This is a genomic window from Enterobacter sp. UPMP2052 (genome assembly GCF_053709675.1).
On sequence record NZ_JBSKJR010000017.1, the window covers coordinates 25421 to 50466 of the forward strand.

General features: G+C 56.9%; 17 protein-coding genes and 1 pseudogene. 4 read left to right on the forward strand and 14 right to left on the reverse strand.

The genetic code is table 11. From position 1 onward, the window contains the following. Positions 1 to 13: 13 nt before the first annotated feature. The 12 genes from recD to rppH all read right to left on the reverse strand — a co-directional run bounded on the left by recD (position 14) and on the right by rppH (position 18356). Positions 14 to 1834: an exodeoxyribonuclease V subunit alpha gene (gene recD, locus ACWKX3_RS22830; protein WP_058608548.1), complete on the reverse strand. Its 1821-nt coding sequence runs from the start codon at positions 1832 to 1834 to the stop codon at positions 14 to 16. Beyond that, positions 1831 to 5373: an exodeoxyribonuclease V subunit beta gene (recB, locus tag ACWKX3_RS22835; RefSeq protein ID WP_454542521.1), complete on the reverse strand. Its 3543-nt coding sequence runs from the start codon at positions 5371 to 5373 to the stop codon at positions 1831 to 1833. The genes recD and recB overlap by 4 nt, the downstream gene beginning before the upstream one ends. Next, positions 5370 to 8252 (reverse strand): pitrilysin, encoded by a 2883-nt coding sequence (gene ptrA / locus ACWKX3_RS22840; RefSeq protein WP_454542522.1) that lies wholly within the window; start codon positions 8250 to 8252, stop codon positions 5370 to 5372. Before ptrA ends, recB begins: the two co-directional genes overlap by 4 nt. 139 nt (positions 8253 to 8391) lie before the next feature. Beyond that, positions 8392 to 11766: an exodeoxyribonuclease V subunit gamma gene (gene recC / locus ACWKX3_RS22845; protein WP_454542523.1), complete on the reverse strand. Its 3375-nt coding sequence runs from the start codon at positions 11764 to 11766 to the stop codon at positions 8392 to 8394. Between the two features lie 12 nt (positions 11767 to 11778). Beyond that, the gene (locus ACWKX3_RS22850; RefSeq protein WP_006178301.1) at positions 11779 to 12102 is read right to left on the reverse strand and encodes a prepilin-type N-terminal cleavage/methylation domain-containing protein; all 324 of its coding nucleotides are present in this window, start codon (positions 12100 to 12102) and stop codon (positions 11779 to 11781) included. Continuing rightward, positions 12087 to 12488 carry a DUF2509 family protein gene (locus ACWKX3_RS22855; protein WP_102890268.1) on the reverse strand — a complete coding sequence of 134 codons (402 nt, stop codon included), beginning with the start codon at positions 12486 to 12488 and terminating at the stop codon, positions 12087 to 12089. Before ACWKX3_RS22855 ends, ACWKX3_RS22850 begins: the two co-directional genes overlap by 16 nt. Beyond that, the gene (locus tag ACWKX3_RS22860) at positions 12485 to 13039 is read right to left on the reverse strand and encodes a prepilin peptidase-dependent protein (protein WP_006178305.1); all 555 of its coding nucleotides are present in this window, start codon (positions 13037 to 13039) and stop codon (positions 12485 to 12487) included. The genes ACWKX3_RS22855 and ACWKX3_RS22860 overlap by 4 nt, the downstream gene beginning before the upstream one ends. After that, entirely contained in the window at positions 13036 to 13500 is a 465-nt protein-coding gene (locus ACWKX3_RS22865) for a prepilin peptidase-dependent protein (RefSeq protein ID WP_442780163.1), read from the reverse strand. Before ACWKX3_RS22865 ends, ACWKX3_RS22860 begins: the two co-directional genes overlap by 4 nt. A 184-nt stretch (positions 13501 to 13684) precedes the next feature. Further along, the gene (thyA, locus tag ACWKX3_RS22870) at positions 13685 to 14479 is read right to left on the reverse strand and encodes a thymidylate synthase (RefSeq protein ID WP_454542524.1); all 795 of its coding nucleotides are present in this window, start codon (positions 14477 to 14479) and stop codon (positions 13685 to 13687) included. A 6-nt stretch (positions 14480 to 14485) separates the two neighbouring features. Then, entirely contained in the window at positions 14486 to 15361 is an 876-nt protein-coding gene (gene lgt / locus ACWKX3_RS22875) for a prolipoprotein diacylglyceryl transferase (protein ID WP_006178309.1), read from the reverse strand. Between the two features lie 205 nt (positions 15362 to 15566). Further along, positions 15567 to 17813, reverse strand: coding sequence for a phosphoenolpyruvate--protein phosphotransferase (ptsP, locus tag ACWKX3_RS22880; RefSeq protein ID WP_368746949.1), 2247 nt, complete (start codon positions 17811 to 17813; stop codon positions 15567 to 15569). Positions 17814 to 17825: 12 nt separating this feature from the next. Then, a complete protein-coding gene (rppH, locus tag ACWKX3_RS22885; RefSeq protein ID WP_003862791.1) occupies positions 17826 to 18356 on the reverse strand; it encodes an RNA pyrophosphohydrolase in 531 nt (176 codons plus the stop codon). A 454-nt stretch (positions 18357 to 18810) separates the two neighbouring features. On the opposite strand from rppH, the pseudogene ACWKX3_RS22890 reads away from it, so the two are divergent. The 4 genes and pseudogenes from ACWKX3_RS22890 to ACWKX3_RS22905 all read left to right on the forward strand — a co-directional run. Next, a pseudogene (locus tag ACWKX3_RS22890) lies at positions 18811 to 18888 on the forward strand (hypothetical protein); the annotation flags it as partial. A gap of 151 nt (positions 18889 to 19039) precedes the next feature. Continuing rightward, positions 19040 to 19732, forward strand: a complete 693-nt coding sequence (gene mutH / locus ACWKX3_RS22895; protein WP_058608555.1) for a DNA mismatch repair endonuclease MutH — start codon at positions 19040 to 19042, stop codon at positions 19730 to 19732. Between the two features lie 129 nt (positions 19733 to 19861). Then, on the forward strand, positions 19862 to 20080 hold the full coding sequence (locus ACWKX3_RS22900) for a YgdI/YgdR family lipoprotein (protein ID WP_006178316.1): 219 nt from the start codon (positions 19862 to 19864) through the stop codon (positions 20078 to 20080). Positions 20081 to 20211: 131 nt separating this feature from the next. Next, on the forward strand, positions 20212 to 21252 hold the full coding sequence (locus tag ACWKX3_RS22905) for an NADP(H)-dependent aldo-keto reductase (protein ID WP_088208608.1): 1041 nt from the start codon (positions 20212 to 20214) through the stop codon (positions 21250 to 21252). Positions 21253 to 21346: 94 nt separating this feature from the next. Here the strand turns inward: ACWKX3_RS22905 and lplT are convergent, their stop codons facing one another. Beyond that, positions 21347 to 22540 carry a lysophospholipid transporter LplT gene (gene lplT / locus ACWKX3_RS22910; protein ID WP_058608557.1) on the reverse strand — a complete coding sequence of 398 codons (1194 nt, stop codon included), beginning with the start codon at positions 22538 to 22540 and terminating at the stop codon, positions 21347 to 21349. Then, on the reverse strand, positions 22533 to 24692 hold the full coding sequence (gene aas, locus ACWKX3_RS22915; protein ID WP_454542525.1) for a bifunctional acyl-ACP--phospholipid O-acyltransferase/long-chain-fatty-acid--ACP ligase: 2160 nt from the start codon (positions 24690 to 24692) through the stop codon (positions 22533 to 22535). The genes lplT and aas overlap by 8 nt, the downstream gene beginning before the upstream one ends. Between the last annotated feature and the right edge of the window lie 354 nt (positions 24693 to 25046).

Genomic DNA, 25046 nt, shown 5'->3' on the forward strand with positions numbered 1-25046 from the left:
TGAGGGCTGTCGCTTACGCGCCGTCAAATATCCTGCTTAAACCGCTTCGGCGCTCGGTACGCGTGGCAATCGCCTGCACCAGAATGCGGTCATCGGTATACAGCGAGAGCCGCTGGCGCGCGCGGGTTATGGCGGTGTAGATCAGCTCGCGGGTGATCACCGGCGAAAGCTGGGTTGGCAGGATCAGCGCCGCATGGTTGAACTCAGAGCCCTGGGATTTATGCACCGTCATTGCCCATGCCGTTTCGTGTTCAGGAAGACGGCTTGGCTGTACGGACTTGACGCTACCATCCGGCATCTGGAACCAGACGCGTAGCCCCTGCCCACGGTCCAGCGCAATGCCAATATCGCCGTTAAACAGGCCCAGGGCGCTGTCATTACGCGAAATCATCACCGGCCTTCCCTCATACCAGCGCGAATACGGCGAACGGTTAATCTTGCGCTTTTGCGCCATCAGCTGCTCTAGCCTTTCGTTCAGCCCCGCCACGCCAAACGGGCCTTCCCGCAGAGCGCACAGAAGCTGGTATTCGCCGAACGCCGCGATAGCCTCCTCCGGCGTGCTTTTCTGCTGCACACCGCGCAGGAAATGCTGATAGCCCAGCAGGGCGTCATTCAGCATCGCCTGGTACTCTTCCCCGGTTTGCAGTGACTTTTTCTCGATATCGGTGAACGTCCCGTCAAACACGCCGCGCGTGGTATGGCGATCGCCGTTGTTCACCGCCGCCGCGAGTTGACCAATGCCGGACTCGCTGCCAAAACGATAGCTTTTTTGCAGCAGGCACAGGCTGTCGCGCAGCGCGCCGGCCTGGGCGGAGGGCTCACCGTTCAGCGGGCAGCCCGTCAGGCGCGACAGCTCTTTTGCGCGCGCCTCGGTATAACCCAGGCTTGCATAGGTGCAGATATCGCCCAGCACCGCCCCCGCTTCAACCGAGGCAAGCTGATCGCGATCGCCGAGGAAGATGACCCGCGCATGGGATGGCAGCGCATCAATCAGACGTGACATCATCGTCAGGTCAATCATTGAGGCTTCATCCACCACCAGCACGTCCAGATGCAGCGGGTTTCCGGCATGGTAACGCAGGCGCTGGCTACCAGGCTGCGCGCCCAGTAAACGGTGCAGCGTACTGGCCTCACTGGGGAACAGGGCAAGCTGATCGTCCGTCAGCGGCAGCTTTTTCAGCGCGCCGCCAAGAGACTCCGTCAGGCGCGCGGCGGCTTTGCCGGTTGGTGCCGCCAGGCGTATACGGCATTTTTGTTCGCCCGCAAGCTGGATCAACGCGGCGAGAAGCTTCGCCACGGTGGTAGTTTTGCCCGTTCCCGGCCCACCTGAAATCACCGATATCCGTCGCGTTAACGCCACAGCCGCGGCCACTTTCTGCCAGTCGACTGCGTCACTGGAGCGAAACAGGGTATCAAGCGTTTCCCGCAGCTGGCCTTCATCACACGGCAACGGGGCGTTCGTCTCACTGAAAAACTGCGCGACCGTAAGTTCATTGCGCCACATGCGGTTGAGGTATAAGCGATCGCTTATCAGGATCATCGGCGTATGACGATCCCCGCAGCCGACCGCCGGAGAATTTGTCAGCGTGCTCTGCCAGTCCAGCGTCTCGTCGAGCAGGGCAAAACAGGCCTGCAACACCGGGGGCATTTTCTCATCAATGGCGAGACGTGAAACCGGCAGGCAGACGTGTCCCTCGCCCGCATCCTTGCTCAGGAGCGCCGCCGCCAGCATCACGGCGGGATGGGCATCCGCAACCAGCATGGCAAATTGCACGTCCAGCGGGCGTAATACGCGTTGTTCTACGGCATCCAGCAGCCGTTCCTGCATCGTCATGCCATCTCCTCCTGGGTTGCGGCAAAAAGGGTATCCATCTTTTCAATCAGCATCGCGTCAGGCCGCGTACTGAAGATGCCGGAACTCGGGTTAGCCGGGTCCACGCCACGCAGGAAGAGATAGATAACGCCGCCAAAATGGTCTTCGTAACGGTAATCCGCCATGCGATGGCGCAGGTAACGATGCAGTGCCAGGGTATAGAGTTGGTATTGCAGGTCATAACGATGCATCTGCATGGCAGAAGCCATGGCCTGTTGGGTGTAGGCGTCGCTGTTTTCACCCAGCCAGTTCGATTTGTAATCAAGCAGGTAGTAACGCCCCTGATGGCGGAACACAAGGTCAATAAACCCTTTCAGCATCCCCTGAACCTGGCGGAAATTGAGCGGCGGGCACCCGGCAGACAACGGATCGTATTCGCGGATCAGCGCATCAAGCGCCTCAGCCCTAAGTGGGCTGGCGATAGGCAGGTAAAACTCCATCTCCACCTGTTTATCTTTGGCCGTCAACTGGCTCAGAGAGATACCCTCTTCCGTCAGCGGCGCCTGCAGGATGGCATTGACCCACTCGGTCAACACGGGCTGCCACTTCGCCTCATAGCCGCCGCTTTGCAACATCTTTTCCACCCACGCCTCCGATACCGGCTGCGTGAAATCCAGCTCTTCAAACAGGCTATGCAAGAACGTACCGGGCGACGCGCCGCGCGGGAACTGATGCGGCGTCAGTACAGGCTCGACAGGCACCTCGCCGACGCCCGCCGCGTCGATATCCAGCTTCGGCATCAGATCCTGAGCAATGCTCTGGCCGTGCTGCTGTAAGCCTGAGTAGCTGGTCACCCGCCAGTCGTCCGCAACGGTTCGGACAATCGGCCGGGCGTTGAGATCAGGCTCGGCCTGCTCAGGTAGATGCCAGCGACGATTGTCGGGAAGCTCGGGGACATGCAGGGCGATATGGTCGCCGCAGAGCGATTCAATACATTGACGCAGCCCAGCCGCATCTTTCGGTTCGCCGCGCTGGATAAGCCGCCCCAGGGCGCTCAAATGGAAATCCGTCTCGCCTGTTTTTTCACCCCGGCGGCGAAAGAGCGGTGCAACCCCCAGGCTGCAGTGCCAGACGGAACGGGTAAGCGCCACGTACAGCAGACGCAGATCTTCCGCCAGCCGTTCGGCTTCTGCCAGCTCCACGCTGGTTTCGGCTTTGCTGAGGTCAAGCACCGCCTCAAAGGTCTCACGATCGTGATAAAACGCCTGATCCTGCACGCGGTAGTTAGCGATAAACGGCAGCCAGACCAGCGGGTATTCAAGCCCTTTAGATTTGTGAATAGTGACGATTTGCACCAGATGTTTATCGCTTTCAAGGCGCATCTGTTGGCTTGACGCGTTGCTGTTCGGATCGGCAATTTGCTGCGACAGCCAGCGCACCAGGGCGTGTTCGCTTTCCAGCTGAGAACCGGCTTCCTGCAGCAGTTCGCTGATGTGCAGGATATCCGTCAGGCGGCGCTCTCCCCCTGCCGTCGCCAGCAGATTCTCCGCAATACGGCGTTGCGCCATCAGTTCACGCAGCATCGCCATCACGCCGCGTTTTTGCCAGCGCTCACGGTAATGAACAAACTCGTCCACCACCTCATCCCACGCGGTTTCATTGTTATTGAGTGCGTCAATGTCGCGGGCATTGAGCCCCAGCATAGAGCTCGCCAGCGCGCTGCGAAGCGTGCTTTCACGTTCAGGCGCCAGCACCGCCTGCAGCAGCCATAGCATCTCCTGCGCTTCCAGGGTGTCGAATACGCTGTCGCGGTTTGAGAGATAAACAGAAGGAATGGTGAGCAGCGTAAGCGCATCGCGGATCAGCGCCGCCTCCTGACGGCTGCGCACCAGCACCGTGATATCAGAGGCTTTAACCGGCGTGGCGTTCTCCCCCTTCCACAGCAGCGCTTCGCCACGCGAACCTGCGCTCAGCCAGTCACGGATTTGCGCGGCACAGTGCTGCGCCATCGCGGTTTGATAGTCAGCCACGCCGTAGCCTTCACCGTCCAGCAGCCAAAAACGCATGGCAGGCTGCACCGCGCCGTTATATTCAAAACGCAGATCGGCGTTCTTCGAGGCGGACTTAACCGGCTTGAAGGGAATTTCCCGGAACATAAATGCCGCATCCATCCGTTCAAACAGCGCGTTGACGCTTTCAACCATGCCGGGAGAGGAGCGCCAGTTGGTATCGAGCGTATAGTGCGCCTCGACTTCACTGCGTGCCTTCATATAGGTGAAAATATCCGCCCCGCGAAAAGCGTAAATAGCCTGTTTGGGATCGCCGATCAGCAGCAGTGCGGTTTCAGGCTGCTGTCGCCATATGCGCCGGAAAATACGGTACTGCTGGGGATCGGTATCCTGAAATTCATCAATCATCGCCACCGGAAAACGGGTACGGATAGCGTGAGCCAGCGCTTCGCCATTTTCACTGCGTAGCGCCTCGTCCAGCCGGCTCAGCATATCGTCAAATCCGAGTTCGCCCCGTCGGCGTTTCTCCCGCGCCACAGCGTCGCGAATTTCAGCCATCGCGCGGGTAATAATCAGGTCATTGAGCGAGAGCGGCTCAGCCAGCAGCGCCTCAATGGAAACAAATAAGGGGTGTTCAGGCACAATGCCATCGGCTTTGGTCCGCTCCGCAAGGAAGCGCTGAGAGAATTTTTCCAGCGCGTCCGGGAGCTGATAGCCCCGCGTCTCTTCCTGCGCCCAGGCGCTGATCTTCTCGATCCACTTGCCCTGATTACCGCGATTGAACTTGCGCCTGTCGATACCCGAGTTTTCAATGATCGCATCGATATCGCCAACGGACTCATTCCACTTCTGCTTTAATCCGACGATTTGCGCGATGATCTTTTCATGACGCGAGGCCAGCGTTTCATCTGCTGGCGGCGGGGATTTGATCACCGGTGCTTCACCCTGCAGGTAGCGGCCAATGGCGCGCAGCAGATCTTCCGGACCTTTCCACAAAGCATGCACCGCTTCTGCAATGTCGCGCGGTAGCGGATAACAGTGACGACGCCAGAAATCCGCACAGGCCTGGTAGCGAATCTCCGACTCATCTTCGATGAGCTGCTGTTCAAACAGCATGCCAGATTCAAAGGCATTCAGGCTCAACATACGCTGACAAAAACCGTGGATGGTGAAGACGGAGGCGTCGTCCATTTGCCGTTCGGCTAACAGTAGCCACTGGGCCGCCTGCTGCTTATCAGCAATTTCTTCGAGCAGACTCGCATAGAGAGGGTTATCCGTGGTCTGGCGCAGGCAGGCGATGCGCAGCTCATGGATGTTGGCGCGAATACGGCCGCGCAGCTCGGCGGTGGCGGCCTCGGTGAACGTCACCACCAGCAGTTCTTCCACGCTTAACGGGCGTGGAAACGCGGCATTGCCGCCCAGCCCCAATAACAGGCGAAGGTAAAGCGCGGCGATGGTGAAGGTTTTTCCCGTTCCCGCTGAGGCTTCAATCAATCGTTCACCCTGTAGCGGCAAACGTAAGGGATCAAGGGACTCAGCGGTATCGGTCATTCTTTCTTACTCCAGGGCATAGATTGTTGCAGCGCGCTGATGCTCTTCCAGACTTTCCAGCCTTTCGGGTCAACGAATTCTGCTTTCCCGCTCTGGCTGCCGGAAACCTCAGACAGGATAGCCATTCCCTGCGGTTTGACCACCGCCTGATGGAAGAAATCGGCAACCTTCTGAGGGGTCAGCTGTTTTATCTCGGCCACTACTTTATCACGCGAATCAAACTTCATATTACCGCGATCGAAATCTTTGCTCAGCTGTGAGGCTTCTTCACCCAACGTCTGCGGCGACTGCATAACCTGTGCGATAACGGCTTGCTGGATCTGGGCAAACTCGTCCGGCTTCATGGCGCGCAGCTTCGCTTCGACCTGCGGGAAGAAGGCCTGATAGCGCTGCCAGAGATAGGCCGGTTGCTTATCACTGCTTTGCAACAGGAACCCGAGGCCCCACTGACGCCCTACGTTCATCGAAAACGCAAAGACCGCATAGCCGAGCTGTTCTTCGGTGCGCAGTTGGTTATAGAACCACGGCTGGATAATTTGCCCCAGCACGGCGCTCTGCGCAGAGCTGGCATATTCGTCATATCCCGTTGGCACAAAGACGGCAGCCAGCGCGGAATCCGTACTGCCACCCGTTTTTTCGAAAATCACATTCTGTTTTTTCTCAACCAGCACATCCTGATTGCGACACCACACCTCGCCTTTCGACCCCAACTGGGTACGCACATTTTGCGCCAGGGTTTTCGCGGCCTCTTCACTCATATTCCCCACAATCAGGAACTCGGGCCGGGTGTTGGTTTTCAGTAACGCCCGGTACGCCAGCACATCGTCTAATGATATGGAGGGCAGCAGCGCGCGGCGTTCATCCCGCTGGAAATAGGGGATCTGCGACAGCATCTGCGGCGGCATGATCGCCTGTTCGTAGGCTTTGCCTTTCTCCGCGGAATCCATCATCTGCGCATACCAGGACTTAGCCTGCTCAAGCTGCTCCTGGGTTGGCGTATAGCTGAAATAGCCTTCGAGCAACGCCTGGAACAGCTGCGGCAAACGCTGGGTGTAGCCGTTAGCGTTAAGCATCAGACCGTTGTTGGCATTGGTAGAGAAGCTAATACCCCCCACGGCGGCCTGATTGCTAAGCTGGTCTAAAGCGATACCCGCCAGATAGTCATTAAGCGCAAAGATCACCTGATTTCTGGCCGTGTCCATCGCCTTCGGGTTGCGCAGCACAACGCTGACATCGGCTTTCGGTTCGCTCGCAAAATAGCGGCTTGGGGTGTAAACCACGCGCAGCGTTGGTTCATCAACAATGAGTTCCGGGTGCGGATAAGCTTTGGTGGTCTTAATCAGCGTGAAGTCGTCCGGAATGTAGGGATTAAGCTCCGGCAACGCCAGGGCAATCCCGGCGGACTGCTTCTGCCACTTCGCAAAGGTCTCCTCGCCGATCTTATCAACCTGATAAGGCGCATCCACGAAGTAGGCCGTTTTATTGTGCGGCTCGTTCGGGCTGATATACCAGATACGTGCGTTCTCCGGGGTCATCATCGCCAGACGTGCTTTTAACGCCCCGGCGTCGTACTGGTCAGCAATGTTGACAGCATCAAGCGTGTGGGCCACCGGCACGCGGATCATGGTATCGGCGAGCCATTCAACATAGTCCATGTCACGCGTAATCGAGGGATAGCGGAAATCGAGATCCAGCACATGCGCCAGTTCATCAAAGTAACGTTTATCCACCCCTTTCTCACGCAGCAAAGAGAGATAGCTGAAGATCGCAGCAACCACCTCATCGCGGTTCGCGAGGCCTTTATCGGTCAGGGTTGCGGAAATCGCCAGCACACCGCTGTTGCCGTTTACCACCGGATCGGAGTCGGCACGGATCCCCTCGACCAGCCCCTGCTTTTGCAGCCAGTCAGAGAGCGTACCAGGGCTGCGGTTACCGATAAGATAGGTCACCAGTTCATCGGTTTTACTGCGGAACTGGGCGGTATTGTTATCGATACGGAACTCAACGCGCAGGACCTTACGCGGCAGCGCCGGCACGTAGTGGATCACGATCCCCTTTTGCGCGTCGGTTACCACCGGCACGTTAATCTGCGGCAGATCGATATTTTTATTCGGCACCCGGCCAAAGGTCTGGGCCGCCATGTTCGCCAGCTCAGGCAACGGCTTGTTGCTGTAGATGACGGCTTTCATCAGGTTGGCTGAGTAATATTTATCGCGAAACGTATGCAGCGCCTTGAGCACGGGGCTGTTCGGCTTATCGCTTAACGTCTCTCGGTTACCACCGGAAAAGCGCGCGCCGGGGTGCGCCGGGTTGATGGTTTCAGCGCTGACCTGCGCCATGCGCATGCCATCGCGCGTGCGGGCCATGGTCAATTCCGCATTCACCGCGTTTCGTTCGCGGTCGGCGTATTTTTTATCCAGTAGCGGCGCGGCGATAGCGTCAGCGAGGCGGTCCACCGCCCCTGCCAGCGCATCATTTTCCACTTCAAGGTAGAACGCCGTGCGATAAGGCGCCGTACTGGCGTTGTGGCTGCCGCCATGCATTTTCAGGAATTCTGACAGGCTATCCGGCTGCGGGTACTTTTTCGACCCCATCAGCGTCATGTGTTCAAGATAGTGAGCCAGACCCGGGTGCGCCTCAGGATCTTCCAGAGACCCAACCGGCACCACCAGTGCAGAGAGCGATTTCACCGCCTGGGGATCGGAAACCAGCAGCACGGTCATCCCGTTATCAAGGCGAATGGCCTGATACTGGCGGGTATCTTTCTCGCTTTTGCGAATCGTTTCCTGGATGGGTTGCCAACCGGAATCTACCTGAGTGAAGGGGGCCCAGAGGGCGACAAACAATACAAACGCTTTAAACAAGGTGCTGCCTGGCATTACGACCTCTTTATCACGGCTACATCATTAACAAACTGCGTGCTGGACACGCCAGCATCTCTTTCTTTTGGTACATCACTCCGTGATAAGAGCTGCATAATAAATGAACGCCAAAATCAGCGCAATTTTTATACAGCCGTCAGGACTGATTAAATTTAAACAACGGTAACAGGTAGCGCTGTGCCTCCTGCGTGATGGCGTCAAAGAATTCTGGCTCAAGCGTTCTCCATAAGCGCTGATACCAGACATCGTCACCTTCACCGCGTACCATCATGTTCCCTTCGTAGGCCTGCAAAAATTTACTCCGCGCTTTTTGCAGGGAGGCCTCGTCCGTTAACATGGCATCATTCTGCGCGTCGTAACAGGCTTTTATCCACGCCCCACCACTTTCTGGCAGTAGCAGCAACGGTTTGTTCATTCCCTGCCGGTAGCCTTCAATGTACAACGATAAATATGCCAGCGCCTGCTCAGCCTCCATGGGCGGGAAGCGCCACTCACCGTCTTTACGCAGGAATAACCGGCTCTCTCCCTTATTTCCCTCTGCGCTGTAGACAAGATGTTCGAGCCAGAGTTGCAAACCTTGTGAAACGCTGAGCATGGAGGGCCGCCAGCGCAGCAGGCCATCAGACTGCACATGGGTCAGCCAGCCGGTGAGTTGCACGCCGTTACAGTCGAGATCGATCTCAATACTTTGTCCGGGTTGTCGGCATGCAATCACGCGCTCCGCCAGAGTCGTCATCTCCTGGCACTGCGTATCCCAGACAATCTCACCAAACGCGCCATAAGGCAGTTGTCCCGCCGCGCGGTAGCGGCGATAAAGCAGTTGAGCATCTTCCTCGTCAACCAGGGCATTCAGCAGTTGAAGGTTAAGCTGGTAGCGTTCCAGCCCATCAAGGGTAAAGGGTTCCGCATCGGGGATTTCACTCTCTTCAGAGCGGAAGTTGACCTGCAGGCGCTGCTGGAAAAATGCCCGTACCGGGTGCGCCCAAAATCGCGAAAGCTGCTCGAACGTCAGGGTGTCAATTAAGCGGGGCTCCAGCTCCTGAATAAAATCGGTGTGTGCCGTGCCTTCCCGTTTCGCCGCCGGGAGCCATTCCTGGGCATAGCTCTGCTGTTCATTCCTGGCGTAGTTAACCGGATCAAACGGCATGCGGCTGTGGTGAAACGTAATATGATCTTTCACGCGCCGTTCACTTTCGTCACAGTTGCGGGCTTCGTCACCCGGCAGATAGTGGCTCTGCCCGATATAATCCACCAGTTCCTGTACCAGCACAGAGGGAAAGCGTTCGCTGTTGTCCTGAATCGAGCGCCCGATATAGCTGATGTAGAGCTTGCTCTGCGCCGAGATGAGCGCTTCCAGGAACAGGTAGCGGTCGTCGTCACGGCGGCTGCGGTCACCCCGCTTCGGCTGAGCGCTCATCAAATCAAACCCCAGCGGTGGCAGCGCGCGTGGATAGATCCCGTCGTTCATCCCCAGCAGGCAAACCACGCGGAAGGGGATCGAACGCATGGGCATCAGGGTACAAATATTGATGGGGCCGGCCAGGAACCGCTGGCTGATCCGCTCCTGATCGAGGCGTTGCGTCAGTTCATCGCGCAGAAGCGACAGCGGAACCGCCTCGGAGTAGTGTGAATTGACCCCCTCTTCGATGATGGCCTGCCACTGTTTTTCAATGAGCGCCATCGCGGCTTCTGTTTCGTCGTCCGGCAGGAAGAAAGCATTAAGCATTTCGCGGCAGACGGGAAGCCACTCGACAAGCGGGCGAGGCTGCATTAGCTCACGACGCCAGCGGTTAAGCTGCATCAGCAGCGAGGCAAGATGGCCCACCAGCTCAGCGATGAGACCGCTGGATTCATCGTAGGGGAGCACCTCGTTCCACTCACCGTGGAGGCTCTCCATCGCGTAGCCCAGCAGCATACGCGTCAGGCCAAACCGCCAGGTGTGCTGGCCCGTCGGCGGAAGCTCGAACTCCTGAACGTTGTCATCGTCCAGCCCCCAGCGAACACCGGACTCATTCACCCACTGGCGAAGGTAGCGCAACCCCTCTTCGTTAACGTCAAAACGGGCCGCCAGGACCGGGACATCCAGCAGCGCCAGCACGTCTTCAGAAATAAAGCGGCTGTCCGGAAGTGAGAGCAGGCTGATAAAAGCCTGCAAGGCAGGATGCGACTGGCGCGCACGGCGGTCAGAAATGGCGTACGGCAGATACCGCTCGCCCGTGGCGCTGCCAAATACAGCCTGAATAAACGGGCTGTAGCTGTCGATATCCGCCACCATAACCACGATGTCGCGCGGCGTCAGGGTCGGGTCATCCTGCAGCATCGCCAGGAGCCTGTCATGAAGGATCTCAACCTCTCGCTGCGGGCTGTGGCAAACGTGCACGGTGATGCTTCGGTCGTCAGGATCCAGCAGGCGTTTACCGTCGCTGCGAACAAATTCCTCTGACGAGATCCCCATGACGGCGCGGTTTTCCAGATCCAGAATATCAATCTGGATGTTGTGCAGCAGGCTGTCCGGCGCAATCTCTGCGAAGGCATCCACATCCCCTTCGCCAGAAGAGGTGATGTCGGAGAGCATATGAATATAGTCGCGCCCGAGTTTTCCCCAGGAGGCAAGCAGCGGATTGGGCAAGTTTTGCATGCCGTCTTCATCGAAGAGCTGCGCGGCGGTTGCGCTGTCTTTAAACAGGGGAACGCTGCGTTCTTCAAAAAGGCGGCGACGTTGCCGGGTGACTAACCGGGCGAGCCAGCGGGCGTCCTGAATATCCCCCCAGTAGTGGCGGCAGGGGTTAGTAAAAAGAATGTGGATATCAATATGCTGGCCGAGCGCTCGCAGTGCATTCAGGTACACAGGCGGAAGGGCGGATATTCCGCAGATAAACACCCGCGACGGCAGACGGGCCGGACGCTCGGTAGCCTGTTCAAGGATCGAAATAAAACGCTGGTACAGGTTGGCACGGTGCCATTTTGGCTGGCCGAGTTTCTCCGTGTGTTCCACCAGCGCTTTCCAGAGTGGCGCCTGCCAGATTTGCGCGTCGGGTAAGCCCTCCACCCGCTCACCGGCTTCCCAGGCCGTCAGCCACTCAGGACGGTACACCAGATACTGGTCAAACAGATCGGCGGTACGTGAGGCCAGCTGGAACAGCTTGCGTTTATCGGTATCGTCATTGAGATAGTGACGCAGCATCGTGAATTCATCGTGCGTCAGCATATCCGGTAACAGGGTCATCAGCTTCCAGCTCATGCTCTGTTTGTTGAAGGCGCTCTGCTCAGGGATGTCGGGCAGCACGCGAACAAACATCTCCCAGATAAAGCTCGCGGGCAGCGGAAAGTCGATGTTCGCCGCAATGCCAAACTTCTGCGAGAGGGACATTTGCAGCCACTGCGCCATACCGGTACTTTGCACCAGCACCATTTCAGGCTCAAAAGGATCGTCGAGGCGATCGCGCTCGACAATAAATTCCATCAGTGCTTCCAGCACATCAAGACGATTTGAGTGGTAGACCCTTAACATAAACGCTCCAGACTACTGACTAACCGGGCAATGCAGACGTGTTATTTCGCCGCGTCGTCCCAGAGGAGAAATAAGTGAGACCGTGATGCTGACACATCCGGACCGCGTTGTCTGCATTCGGCTCGCCTGCCAGCCAGTCGGTGACGTAAAGGTTGAGAGCTGCGACAAATTCCAGACATGGTGCCAAAGCTGGCGGGTCTGATTCAGCGCCGAATAGCGCGTCGCCAGCACCCGCTGATAACCCGATAGCGCCGTCACAATAATAACCAGCAGCATCATCGCCAGCAGGACTTCGACCATGCTAAACCCTTTTTGTCTGCTCAGGGTAACTGACATAGTGCACTCTCCTTAAGCGGGCAGAAATCGCTCCAGCCGTGAGGGGAAAAACGTATGCGCCCGTCAGTTATCTCTCCAGCGCGCCATAGCAGCGTGTCATCGCTACCGGCTATCAACAACACGCGCCCCTCGTTCAACAATCGCAAACAGACATGCCAGTCTTTGTTCGCTTTACACTGCACCCCGGACTGTAAGGCCCAGTTCTGCATCCGCCCCCATTCCAGCGCTGACTGTGCGGCCATCTGCTCCCGAAGCGAGCGGGTCTCGCCCCCGACCAGGGCGCTAAGGCTATCAAGCTGCTGACTGAGGCCGGTCAGGATCAGGGTGCCGAGTACCAGCAAAAGCACGACCAGCGCCAACGACGACATTCCCTGCTGACGGTTCACAGATTGAATCCCGTGACGGTATAGCGCGCGGCAAACGGCGCGGCTAACGCGCCTTGCCGAAGGGCAACCAGCTCAACAGTCAGTTCCGGCGCAAAACCGGCGTGTTCCACTTTGCTTACTTTTAACTGCTGGATCGCAATCCGGTCTGGATCGGTAAGCTTTTCCCATCCTCGCCCTTCACAGCTGGTCGCCCCGCGCAGCGTTTCCAGCGCGCCCGACTCCAGGCGAAATCCGGTGCTGTCGTTTTCAGAGGAGGACGCGTCCCAGGCCCCATTGCTGTTGGCATCCCATTTTACGATGGCACAACTGCCCTGTCGGCCAATGGTCAGCCCCGTTCCCTGGCAATTTCCTGCACAGTAGCCCGCCCGCTGAAGCTGCTTACCGATGGAAAACAGACGCTGCCAGACCTCCTCCTCAAGCTCCTGTTGCCCGGATTGCAGCAAAACCGCACGGTGTAACGCCGGCAAAAAACGCGATGTGCTGACCAACAAAATGCTGCTGATAGCCATAGCCATCAGCATCTCCGTAAGCGAAAAGCCGCTCTGGTTCATCGACACGCTCCCTGAACTGCTGCATTACACATTCTGATTCGTCCTGCGTTTGAGATAATAATCAGCCACTCACCCGCGCGACTTTTCACCCCTACCCGCCCGGCCCAGGCGGTATCTCTCAGCCCAAAGAACCCCAGCGACGGTGTTATCTCGCTGATGACGACCTCAGGCCAGAGCGGCACCATCACGAAGGGACCACCGCTTTCGCAATCCATTACGATGGAACTCACCAGGCAGTTTCTGTTTTCATCCCGCTGAAGCGTGACCAGGTGGTCGCGGTTATGGCGGTTAGCATCGTTACGCAAAAACACCATGTAATCGCGCACCTGCCCTGCGGTTTGCCATAGCCGCTGCTGGCGTTGCCAGCTGTCCCAGCCGTAAAGCCCTGTAGCGCTCAGGATCACCACAAGCGTAAGGGCAATCAGTGTTTCAATCAGCGTAAAGCCGTTCTCATTTTTCATGCCGGGAGTGTGACGACGGTAGAGATATTTAACGAGGGACGAATGTGAAGTTTGCGAGCCGCTTTCAGGTGTTTTTTGTCTTTTGCAACAGATTGCAACGGCCGCGGAATGCGCCTCGTAAAAGGCATTGAGGACGAAAAAAAACCGGCGCTAAAAAGCGCCGGCTGTGTAACGATTTACCGCATCAGATTGCAACCGGGGCTTTGATACCCGGGTGCGGGTCGTAACCTTCAATCTCGAAATCGTCGAAACGATAATCGAAGATCGATTCAGGTTTGCGTTTGATAACCAGTTTCGGCAACGCACGCGGTTCGCGGCTCAGCTGAAGATGCGTTTGATCCATGTGGTTGCTGTACAGGTGGGTGTCCCCGCCCGTCCAGACAAAATCACCCACGTCCAGATCGCACTGCTGCGCCATCATGTGCACAAGCAGCGCGTAGCTGGCGATGTTAAACGGCAGGCCGAGGAACACGTCGCAGGAGCGCTGATAAAGCTGGCAGGAGAGCTTACCGTCCGCCACATAGAACTGGAAAAACGCGTGGCACGGTGCCAGCGCCATTTTGTCCAGTTCACCCACGTTCCAGGCAGAAACGATGATACGGCGCGAGTCCGGATCGTTTTTCAGCTGGTTCATTACGGTGGTGATCTGGTCGATATGGCGGCCGTCAGAGGTAGGCCATGCCCGCCACTGCTTGCCGTAAACCGGACCGAGGTTGCCATTCTCATCGGCCCATTCGTCCCAGATGGAGACGTTGTTTTCGTGCAGATACGCTACGTTGGTGTCGCCTTGCAGGAACCAGAGCAGTTCATGAATGATCGAGCGCAGATGGCAGCGCTTCGTCGTCACCAGAGGGAAACCTTCCTGCAGGTTGAAGCGCATCTGGTGGCCAAAAATAGAGAGCGTCCCGGTGCCGGTGCGGTCATTTTTTGGCGTGCCCTCATCGAGCACTTTTTTCATCAATTCAAGATACTGTTTCATGGTTCCTCAGGAAAGTTGTTGCTGTGGACGACGGCGGTAGGCCCAGATCATCATAACGGCACCCGCGACAATCATCGGAATGGAGAGGATCTGCCCCATACTGATGTACTGTACCCATTCGCCGGTAAACTGCGCATCCGGCTGGCGGAAGAACTCGACGATGATACGAAACGCGCCGTAGCCAATCAGGAACAGGCCAGAAACCGCCCCCGTTGGGCGTGGCTTGCGGATGAACAGGTTAAGAATGATAAACAGCACTACGCCTTCAAGCGCCAGTTCATAGAGCTGGGACATGTGGCGCGGCAGAACGCCGTAGGTATCGAAAATGGATTGCCATTCAGGGTGAGACGGCAGCAGCGCCAGGTCTTCTGCACGCGAACCCGGGAACAGCATCGTAAACGACACGCTCGGATCGACACGCCCCCAAAGCTCCCCGTTGATGAAGTTACCCAGACGACCCGCGCCCAGCCCAAACGGGATCAGAGGCGCAATAAAATCAGCCACCTGGAAGAAGTTACGCTTGGTGCGTTTGGCAAAGATGAGCATCACTAAGATCACGCCAATCAGGCCGCCGTGGAAGGACATGCCGCCGTCCCAGACGCGGAACAGATAGAGGGGATCGCTCAGGAAAACCGGGAAGTTATAGAACAGAACATAGCCGATGCGCCCACCCAGGAACACACCGAGGAAGCCCGCATACAGCAGGTTCTCGACTTCGTTCTTCGTCCAGCCGCTACCCGGACGATTAGCGCGACGCCCTGCGAGCCACATGGCAAAAATAAAACCGACCAGGTACATCAGTCCGTACCAGTGAAGCGCTACAGGTCCTACTGAAAAAATGACCGGATCAAATTCCGGAAAATGCAGATAACCACTGTTCATCTGTCACCACAAGATGTTGTTATTCCGCTGAAAGTGGACAGCGGTAGAATTGCATTCCCGCCACTGGCAGGTGCTCCAAGGTTGCGAATAATAGCATAAGGCAGCCCAGGTGGATGCGTCTGAGATGTAAAAGATGTGTATAGAGTATTGTGCGCACCGATACCTGGATGACGCCCCTCCCCCACAGGAAGAGGGACGATAGCCGCTAGCGGCCGCCGCGGATCAGGCCGCCCATACCGCGTCGCTCCATAAAGGCCGCTACCTGGTGGCGTACTTCGGTTGCCAGTTGCGCGTCGAGACTGCGTTCTGCCAGCTCCCGCGCATCGTCAAAATCGATGTGGCGTAACAGGTATTTTACGCGGGCAACGGAACGACCGTTCATCGACAGATGACGATAGCCCAGGCCGATCAGCACCGCCACACACATCGAATCGCCGGCCATCTCACCGCACAGACGCAGATCGAGGCCATACTGCTCGGCCTCACGGGCGATCATTGCCAGGGCACGGAGCATAGCCGGATGGAGGCTGTCGTAAATACTGGCTACGCGCGTGTTGTTACGGTCGACGGCCAGAATGTACTGGGTTAAATCGTTAGTGCCGACGGAGATAAAATCAACGCGATTGGCCAGCTGTGCGATCATAAAGACCATCGACGGGACTTCGAGCATGACGCCAATCCGGGGTTTAGGGATTGCATAGCCGATCATCTCTTCGACTTCACGCCCCGCGCGCTCAATCAACCGACGGGCCTCGTCGATTTCATCGATGCTGGTCACCATCGGCAGTAAAATGCTGAGGTTTCCCGTCGCCGCATTGGCGCGCAGCATCGCGCGGACCTGGATCAGAAAGATCTCCGGCTGATCGAGCGTAATGCGGATCCCGCGCCAGCCCAGGCACGGGTTCTCTTCGCTGATCGGCATGTACGGCAACTGCTTATCGGCACCAATGTCCAGGGTACGCAGCGTCACCGGTTTGTCGTTAAACATCTGCAGCATGCCCTGGTACTGCGCCACCTGCTCCTCTTCGGAGGGGAAGCCGCTCTGCAACATGAAAGGAATTTCGGTGCGGTACAGGCCAATGCCGTCGATACGGCTGCCAAGCTTCTCTTCGTGTTCAGGGCTTAAGCCCGCGTTGAGCATCACCTTGACGCGCTCGCCGCTTTTGAGCTGCGCGGGCAGGTTGACGTCGTCTTCCGCCAGCTTGCTTAATTCGTTCTCTTCACTGATTAACCGCTGATATTCCTGAAGCAGCACCGGTTCCGGGTCGACTAACAGCTCACCGCGATAGCCGTCCACAACCAGGGTGCGTCTGTGCAGGACTGAGGGCTGGATATCCGCGCCCATCACGGTCGGGATGCCCAGCGCACGGACCATGATGGCCGCATGGGAGTTGGCCGCGCCATCGCGCACGACAACGCCCGCGAGCCTGTCCTGCGGCAGTTCAGCCAGCGTCGTTGCCGACAGCTCATCGGCCACCAGCACAAAGCGTTCAGGCCAGGCATTTGCGCCCTGATTGGTATCGTCGAGATGGAACAGCAGTCGCTGCCCCAGCGTGCGTAAATCCCCCGCGCGCTCCTTAAGATACCCGTCCGTTAATGACGCAAACTGCTCGGCAAACTTTTCGATAACCTTTTTTACCGCCCACTCCGCGACCGCGCCTTTATCAACTTCGGCAAACAGTTCACGCCGCAGACGCGCATCGGAAAGCAGGTGGGAGTAGAGGTCAAAGATGGCCGCCGTCTCTTTTTGGGCACCTGCCGCAAAACGCTTGCTGTAGCGGCGAAACTCGTTCGCCGCCTCTTCCAGCGCAGCGGTGAGGCGTTCACGTTCGAGCGCTTCGTCAAGCGTTGAGGCCTCGTACACCTGCTCCATCAGCGGCAGGGTCGCATCCATCCAGCCTTCCGCAATCGCCACGCCAGGCGAGGCCGGAAGTGCACGTATGCGCGTATGGCGATACTGACCAAAGAGGGCAGCCAGCTGAGACTGCGACAGGATCGCCGCCATCTGCGTTGCCAGCGTAACCAGAAACGACTCTTCGCTCTCATCGTACTGTCGAAGCTCGCGCTGCTGAACCACCAGCACGCCAAGCAGCTGACGACGCTGAATGATAGGCACGCCGAGGAATGCGCGGAAACGCTCTTCTTTAACGGAGGGGATGTATTTGAAGCTGGGGTGTTTTTGCGCATCGGCAAGGTTGATAGGTTCAGCGAGGCGCCCAACCAACCCAACGATGCCTTCATCAAACGCAAGCGTGACGGTACGGCCACGTGGTTTTTTTAAACCACGGGTCGCCATCAGGTAATAACAGCGTCGGTCATGGTCGGCCAGATACACCGAACAGACGTCGGTTTCCATCGCAAGACAGATGTCAGTGACCAGAATATTCAACGCCTCGTTGAGGCGAGGCGCACTGGCCACCTTTTCGACTATTTCTCGCAAGCGGGTGAGCATGATTTGCGTAGCTTAACCTCTTTTACGTCGCCAGGCAGGTGCACTCTGCGGCTTAGGAGGCGTCTCCTGAAGCTGCATCACAACACTTGCAAACTCTTTCATCACCCTGCGGTATACATCGCGCTTAAACGACACGACCTGACGAACAGGATACCAGTAGCTTACCCACCGCCAGCCATCGAACTCAGGCGTACTGCTGGTTTGCATGTTGATATCCGAATCGTTGCCCACCAACTGCAGTAGAAACCATTTCTGTTTCTGGCCGATACAAACCGGCTTTGTGTCCCAACGCACCAAACGTTTCGGTAACTTGTAACGCAACCAGTTGCGGGTCGAAGCCAGGATACGCACATCCTTTCGGCTTAAACCGACTTCTTCAAACAGCTCCCGGTACATCGCTTGTTCTGGGGACTCCCCTGGGTTGATCCCGCCTTGCGGGAACTGCCAAGAGTGCTGACCATATCGTCGTGCCCACATGACCTGGCCCTGACGATTACAAATTACGATTCCTACGTTTGGGCGGTAGCCATCGTCATCAATCACCGGACTACCCCAATATAAACCTTATATATGAATGATTGTTTCACACTACAGGGAGGCGGTAAACCACTCTCTTACGGGCCTGTAACCTAATAACATTTGAATAACTCACAAAATTCACGGGAGTTATAAACAGATGAGGCACCGTAAAGCCAATTTTATTCACCTTTTCTGTGGATATAGTTGTGAAGAAGTATGGAATTACCGATGGACAACCTTCATGCATCGAAAAAGCGCCACAGACAGCCCTCCTGATAAGCGATTTAATTTCATCATGTTACATCCAAAACCATGGCCTGAAAACAGGATAACGTGACGATCGTCACACCAGAGATCCTCCCACTGATGAAAGATCGAGCAGCGTCGGTTTTATCCACAGATTGTGCCAATAAGTTAGTCACAATTTGTGTGAAAATTCGATTTTCGTCGCACGTCAAGGCTGTAAATTGAAACAGTAGTGAGGGTTATTCCCAGTTATCCCATTTTTCTGTGGATAACATGGTGTAAGATCCTGTTCATTGTCAGTGACCAGTTTTGAACAACCTGTTTTTGCCACGCCATTTGCCTTTTTAAAACTGACAAAATAACCTATAAATCATGGACATGGCATTGTTACCCAGAAATCGGTAAACTCTATCCACATGCCCCCATTTATCCGCTCATTTTTTAACCAGATGGATGTATTTATGATTTCGCTTGCGCCACTGACCTCTCCTCCTGGAAGTGAAGCTCAACTGCTGCATCAGGCGCAGCGTCTGGCGGGCTATTCGCTTGGGGAACTTGCGGCTATGGCGGGGTTAGCCATTCCGGGGGATCTCAAGAGAGATAAGGGGTGGATCGGTATGCTGCTGGAGCTGTGGCTCGGGGCAAGCGCAGGCAGCAAGCCTGAACAGGATTTTGCCGCGCTGGGCGTAGAGCTAAAAACCATCCCTATAGACGGTCAGGGCAGGCCGCTGGAAACCACTTTCGTGTGCGTTGCCCCGTTAACCGGTAACAGCGGCGTGACATGGGAAACCAGCCACGTACGCCACAAGCTAAAGCGCGTGCTGTGGGTGCCGGTAGAGGGAGACCGGCAGATCCCGCTGGCGGATCGACGCGTGGGCGCGCCTCTGCTGTGGAGTCCCAGCGAAGAGGAAGATCGTCAGCTGTCTCAGGACTGGGAAGAGCTGATGGATATGATTGTTCTTGGTCAGGTGGAGCGCATCACCGCCCGACACGGCGAGGTGCTACAGATCCGCCCGAAAGCGGCGAACAGCAAAGCCCTTACCGAGGCAGTCGGCGCGCGGGGTGAACCGATCCTGACATTACCGCGCGGCTTTTATCTCAAAAAGAATTTCACCGGGGCGCTGCTCGCTCGCCATTTCTTACTGAATACATAGCTTTTTAACCATTTTTGCGCTCTACCTAACACAATCGACTGGTTTTTAAGATTTTACCGCTTCCTCCTGACGAAATATCAGGTTATTACTACACTATGATTTGATACGAGCCAGGTGAGGACGATAACGATGAAAAAATGGGCAGTGATAATCTCGGCAGTGGGTTTAGCGTTTGCGGTATCGGGTTGTAGCAGCGATTATGTCATGGCGACAAAAGACGGGCGTATGATTTTGACCGATGGTAAACCTGAAGTCGACGACGATACCGGTCTGGTGAGTTACCGTGATCAGGCGGGCAACAACCTGCAGATTAACCGCGACGAAGTCTCCCAGATTATCGAGCGTTAAACGATTAAGGTCAGTAACCTGCTGGCCTTTTTGATTTTTCCCTTCCCCTTTTGCTTCCCCTCTGCCATGTTTATATTCCTTTGTCGGGAGGTTCCTGACGCGGTCTACATGTCTAATGAAGGAAGCCGGCTATGCATTATCACCGTATCCCCCACAGCGCTCTGGAAGTTAGTCAACTGGGGTTGGGCACGATGACATTTGGTGAACAAAACAGCGAAGCCGATGCCCATGCACAACTCGATTATGCCGTCAGCCAGGGCATTAACCTGATTGACGTAGCAGAGATGTACCCTGTCCCTCCCCGCCCGGAGACGCAGGGACTTACCGAAACCTACGTCGGTAACTGGCTGGCGAAACGCGGTAACCGCGAAAAGCTGATCCTCGCCTCCAAAGTCAGCGGCCCGTCGCGCAATAACGACGCAGGGATCCGCCCCAACCAGATCCTCGATCGCAAGAACATCCGTGCCGCTCTGGATGCCAGCCTCAAGCGCCTGCAAACGGATTATCTCGATCTTTACCAGGTACACTGGCCGCAGCGTCCAACCAACTGCTTTGGCAAACTAGGCTACAGCTGGAATGAGAGCGCTCCTGCCGTGAGCCTGCTCGACACGCTGGAAGCGCTGACGGAGTGCCAGCGCGCGGGCAAGATCCGCTACATTGGCGTCTCGAACGAAACGGCGTTTGGCGTGATGCGTTACCTCCACCTGGCGGACAAGCACGATCTGCCGCGTATTGTGACCATTCAAAACCCCTACAGTCTGCTGAACCGCAGTTATGAAGTTGGTCTGGCCGAAGTGACGCAGTATGAAGAAGTGGAATTACTCGCCTATTCCTGTCTGGGGTTTGGCACGCTGACGGGCAAATACCTGAATGGCGCAAAGCCCGCCGGTGCGCGTAATACCCTTTTCAGCCGCTTTACCCGCTACAGCGGTGAGCAGACGCAAAAAGCGGTTGCTGCCTACGTGGATATCGCGAAACGTCACGGACTCGATCCCGCGCAAATGGCGCTGGCGTTTGTGCGCCGTCAGCCGTTTGTGGCCAGCACCCTGCTGGGCGCGACCACCCTGGAACAGCTGAAAACCAATATTGAGAGTTTCCACCTGAACCTGAGTGAAGAGGTGTTAGCGGAGATTGAAAGGGTGCATCAGGTTTATACCTACCCTGCGCCGTAGCCCGATGCTTTTGCCCGGTGGCGCTCCGCTTACCGGGCCTACAAGTGCACAAACGTAGGCCGGGTTAGGCGAAGCCGTCACCCGGCAATATCTCTCAACGGCGACGCTGCCAGAGCCACAAGCCTGCAATCGCCAGCGCAAACAGCGCGCCAAACCCGATGCCAATCCCAACCACTGGTGCACCCGCTTTAACCGCCAGCGAGTAGAGCCCCAGCATCAGCAGCATCGCCATGTTTTCGCCCAGGTTTTGCACCGCAATCGCATTCCCCGCGCCGACCGTCTGCTTGCCCCGCGCCTGCAATAGCGCGTTCAGCGGCACCACAAAGAAACCGCCCAGTATCCCGATCAGGACCAGCAGTGCGTAGGCGGGCAACAACGCGTGTTGAAGCGAGAAGAACAGAACACCAACGCCGATCAGGATCCCCGCAGGCATACAGCGCGCCACAGTCTCGAGCGTTACCAGCTTCGCCGCCGCGCCCGCGCCGACGACAATCCCGACGGCAACCATTGCGTTAAGGTAGGTAGGCGTCGCGTTGTCCACGATCCCCAGCGCCACCGGAACCCACAGCACCAGCAGGAAACGCAGGGTCACGCCCGCCCCCCAGAACATGCTGGTGCCCATCAGCGAGAAGCGCGTTTCGCCGTTACGCCACAGCACGCGACAGGCATTAAAGAAACTCCCGGTCATCGGCGCGAAACGCCAGGATTGTCCCGGACGCGCCACCGGCAGTTTGGGAATGAACAGGTTGGCCACCACCGCGCCGCCGTACACCACCGCACACACGCCCAGTGCCGCCAGCACATGCCAGTCCGCCAGTACCCCGCCCGCCACCGAGCCGAGCAGGATCGCCGCAATGGTGGATGACTCCATCAGGCCGTTGGCTTTAACCAGCTTATCACCCGTCGTCAGTTCGCCCAGAATGCCGTATTTCGCCGGCGAGTAAGCGGCCGCGCCAACGCCCACCAGCGTATAGCCGATAAACGGGTTGATACCAAAGCAGATACTGGCCGCGCCCAGCAGCTTCAGGCCGTTCGCAAACATCATCACCCGGCCTTTCGGGAAACTGTCCGCGACCTGCCCCACAAACGGCGCAAAGATAATGTAAGCACCCACAAACACCATCTGGAGGACAGGCTGACTCCAGTCGGGGTAAAACTCAGCTTTTAACAGCGCCAGGGTCGCGAACAGTAAGGCATTGTCCCCGAAGGCAGAGAGAAACTGGGCGGCCGTCACCGCCAGCATGCCTCTCGACCAGAGGGAGGTGTTAGTGTGTACTGACTCACGCATTTTGCTGTTCTGCCTCTTCAACCATGCCTTTGAGGGTCACGAAGTCGGGCTTGCCGCTGCCCAGTACCGGAAGTTGCTTGAGATAACGAATGTCGCGCGGCACCGCCAGTTCAGGAATGCCGTGCTCGCGCGCATGCTTAAGCAACTGCTCGCGCTTCAGTTCGCTGTCGGTGGTAAAGAGCACCAGCGCTTCGCCTTTGCTGGCATCGCTTTTCACCACGGTGGCGTGCAGCTTATCGGCAGAGACCGCCGTCGCCAGCATCTCCACCATTTCCAGAGAGACCATCTCCCCGGCAATTTTGGCAAAGCGTTTTGCCCGGCCCTGGATCTGCACAAAGCCCTGAGCATCAAAGCGGACGATATCGCCGGTGTCGTACCAGCCGGCCTCTGTTTCACCCTCAACGTTTTCCGCCGTCGGGGCTTCGAGGACACCCGGGTTTTCCACACGCAGGTAACCGTTCATCACATTCGGCCCTTTCAGCTGCAGTCGGCCGCCCTCTTCAATACCCGGTACCGCCAGCAAGCGAGCGTCCATTCCCGGCAGAATACGCCCGACCGTGCCAGGCTTCGCCGCCATCGGCACGTTGATGGAGACCACCGGCGCGCACTCCGTCACGCCATAGCCTTCGAGGATGCGCAGGCCAAACTTGTCCTGCCAGATCTGGCGCGTGCTCTCCTGCAGTTTTTCCGCCCCGGCGACGACATAGCGCACCCGGAAGAAGTCATACGGGTTGGCAAAGCGCGCGTAGTGGCCGAGGAAGGTGGACGTCCCGAACAGCACGGTGCAGTTACGGTCATACACCAGCTCCGGCACGATGCGGTAGTGCAGCGGGCTTGGGTAAAGGAACACCTCCGCGCCGGTCAGGAGCGGCGTAAAAAGCCCAACCGTCAGGCCAAACGAGTGGAACAGCGGCAGGGCCGACATAAAGCGGTCCTTCGCCGTAAAGTCGGCGATGGTTTTGATCTGCTCGACGTTAGCCAGAATGCTTTTATGGCTGTGCACCACCCCCTTCGGATTGCCTTCCGAGCCAGAGGTAAAGAGGATGATCGCGTCATCTTCCGGCTGCTGTTTCACCTGCGCCAGGTGCGGCATCAGCAGGTGAGCAAAAATCCACAGCTTGTCGCCGGGGGTGACGTCGGCTTTCAGATCTTCCAGGAAAACCCAGCGCACCTGCGTGAGCTGCTCCGGCAGGTGCCACAGCTTGCCTTTGTCGAGGAACTGGCGAGACGTAAACACGGTTTTGATTTGCGCAGCGGTAATCGCGCTGGTCAGCCCTTTCACGCCCGCCGTGTAGTTCATCATTGCCGGGATACGGCCACGCGACACCGCGCCAAAAATGACCGCCGCGCTGATGCCTGCGTTAGGCAGCATCAGACCAATTTTTTCACCCTGCTTGCTGTACTTCTCGAGGATGCGGCCAACAAACAGCGTTTTCGTCAGCAGTTTGCGGTAGGTGTCCGGCGTAAAGTTAACGTCTTCGATGCAGTTTTTGTTCGCACCATAGCGGTACTGGGCCGACAGCAGCGATTCGTAGAGCGTTTCGCGCGGGCGAACGGCCATGCGCGCTTCCATCATAATCTGGTGCAGCATTTCACCAGCGATTTTGCGGCGATCCCGCGCGCGCGGCGCCTCGGGCATCGGCAATGAGGTCGGGGGAAGAATATGCAGGGTGATGGCGGGGAACAGTCGCTGTTTCACGAGCCCTTTCAGGCGGCTGAACCGGGTAAGCTCGGCACCTTCAATGCGCATCGGCACCACGGTGGCCTTTGACTTTGCGGCAACAAACCCCGCGCCGTCGTAGATTTTCATCAGCGAGCCGGTCACCGAGATCCGCCCTTCCGGGAAAATAACCACCGGACGCCCCTGCTCAACCAGGCGCACCAGGTGTTTGATCATCATCGGTTTTGTCGGGTCGAGCGGCACAAAATCGATCAGCGGCGCCAGCCAGCGCATAAACCACTTTTCGCTGATGGAGCTGTAGACCGCAAAGACCGGGCGCACCGGCAAAAACAATGCCAGCAGAATGCCGTCAATAAAGGAGACGTGGTTTGGCGTGATCAGCACGCGTTCGCCAAAAAACGCCTGCGGATCGCCGGTTACGCGAATACGAAAGAGGATACGGAACAGTGTACGGAAGAACCCAAAAAGCATCTCAACTCCCTTTGCCAGCCAGTGTGGAGGGTGACTAAATGGTGGCAGATTACACGAGAAGTCGTTAGGGAGCGACAGCAAAAAAAGAGGCAAAAAAAAACCTGCGCATCCGCGCAGGTTGGTGCAAGAGATGAGTACGAAACCGTACTAAGAATTCTCACCAATCAATACCTCTGGGATCTTGATTGTGGCTGTTCACCCTGTGCTTCGCCACCTGGAAAACGCAAAGGAATGAGCCTAAGTGCAACCAGGTGTGAATATTCTCTGTTGCTGTTACAGGTTGAACTTACAGGCAAAAAAAAACCTGCGTAAAACGCAGGTTGGTGTAAATCGTGTTAATCAACCGGAGTTGAT

Coding starts and splice junctions, on each gene's coding strand:
- recD (WP_058608548.1), bottom strand. CDS start 1,834: ATGACGATGCAGGAACGGCTGCTGGATGCCGTAGAACAACGCGTATTA.
- recB (WP_454542521.1), bottom strand. CDS start 5,373: ATGACCGATACCGCTGAGTCCCTTGATCCCTTACGTTTGCCGCTACAG.
- ptrA (WP_454542522.1), bottom strand. CDS start 8,252: ATGCCAGGCAGCACCTTGTTTAAAGCGTTTGTATTGTTTGTCGCCCTC.
- recC (WP_454542523.1), bottom strand. CDS start 11,766: ATGTTAAGGGTCTACCACTCAAATCGTCTTGATGTGCTGGAAGCACTG.
- ACWKX3_RS22850 (WP_006178301.1), bottom strand. CDS start 12,102: ATGTCAGTTACCCTGAGCAGACAAAAAGGGTTTAGCATGGTCGAAGTC.
- ACWKX3_RS22860 (WP_006178305.1), bottom strand. CDS start 13,039: ATGAACCAGAGCGGCTTTTCGCTTACGGAGATGCTGATGGCTATGGCT.
- ACWKX3_RS22865 (WP_442780163.1), bottom strand. CDS start 13,500: ATGAAAAATGAGAACGGCTTTACGCTGATTGAAACACTGATTGCCCTT.
- thyA (WP_454542524.1), bottom strand. CDS start 14,479: ATGAAACAGTATCTTGAATTGATGAAAAAAGTGCTCGATGAGGGCACG.
- lgt (WP_006178309.1), bottom strand. CDS start 15,361: ATGAACAGTGGTTATCTGCATTTTCCGGAATTTGATCCGGTCATTTTT.
- ptsP (WP_368746949.1), bottom strand. CDS start 17,813: ATGCTCACCCGCTTGCGAGAAATAGTCGAAAAGGTGGCCAGTGCGCCT.
- mutH (WP_058608555.1), top strand. CDS start 19,040: ATGATTTCGCTTGCGCCACTGACCTCTCCTCCTGGAAGTGAAGCTCAA.
- ACWKX3_RS22900 (WP_006178316.1), top strand. CDS start 19,862: ATGAAAAAATGGGCAGTGATAATCTCGGCAGTGGGTTTAGCGTTTGCG.
- ACWKX3_RS22905 (WP_088208608.1), top strand. CDS start 20,212: ATGCATTATCACCGTATCCCCCACAGCGCTCTGGAAGTTAGTCAACTG.
- lplT (WP_058608557.1), bottom strand. CDS start 22,540: ATGCGTGAGTCAGTACACACTAACACCTCCCTCTGGTCGAGAGGCATG.
- aas (WP_454542525.1), bottom strand. CDS start 24,692: ATGCTTTTTGGGTTCTTCCGTACACTGTTCCGTATCCTCTTTCGTATT.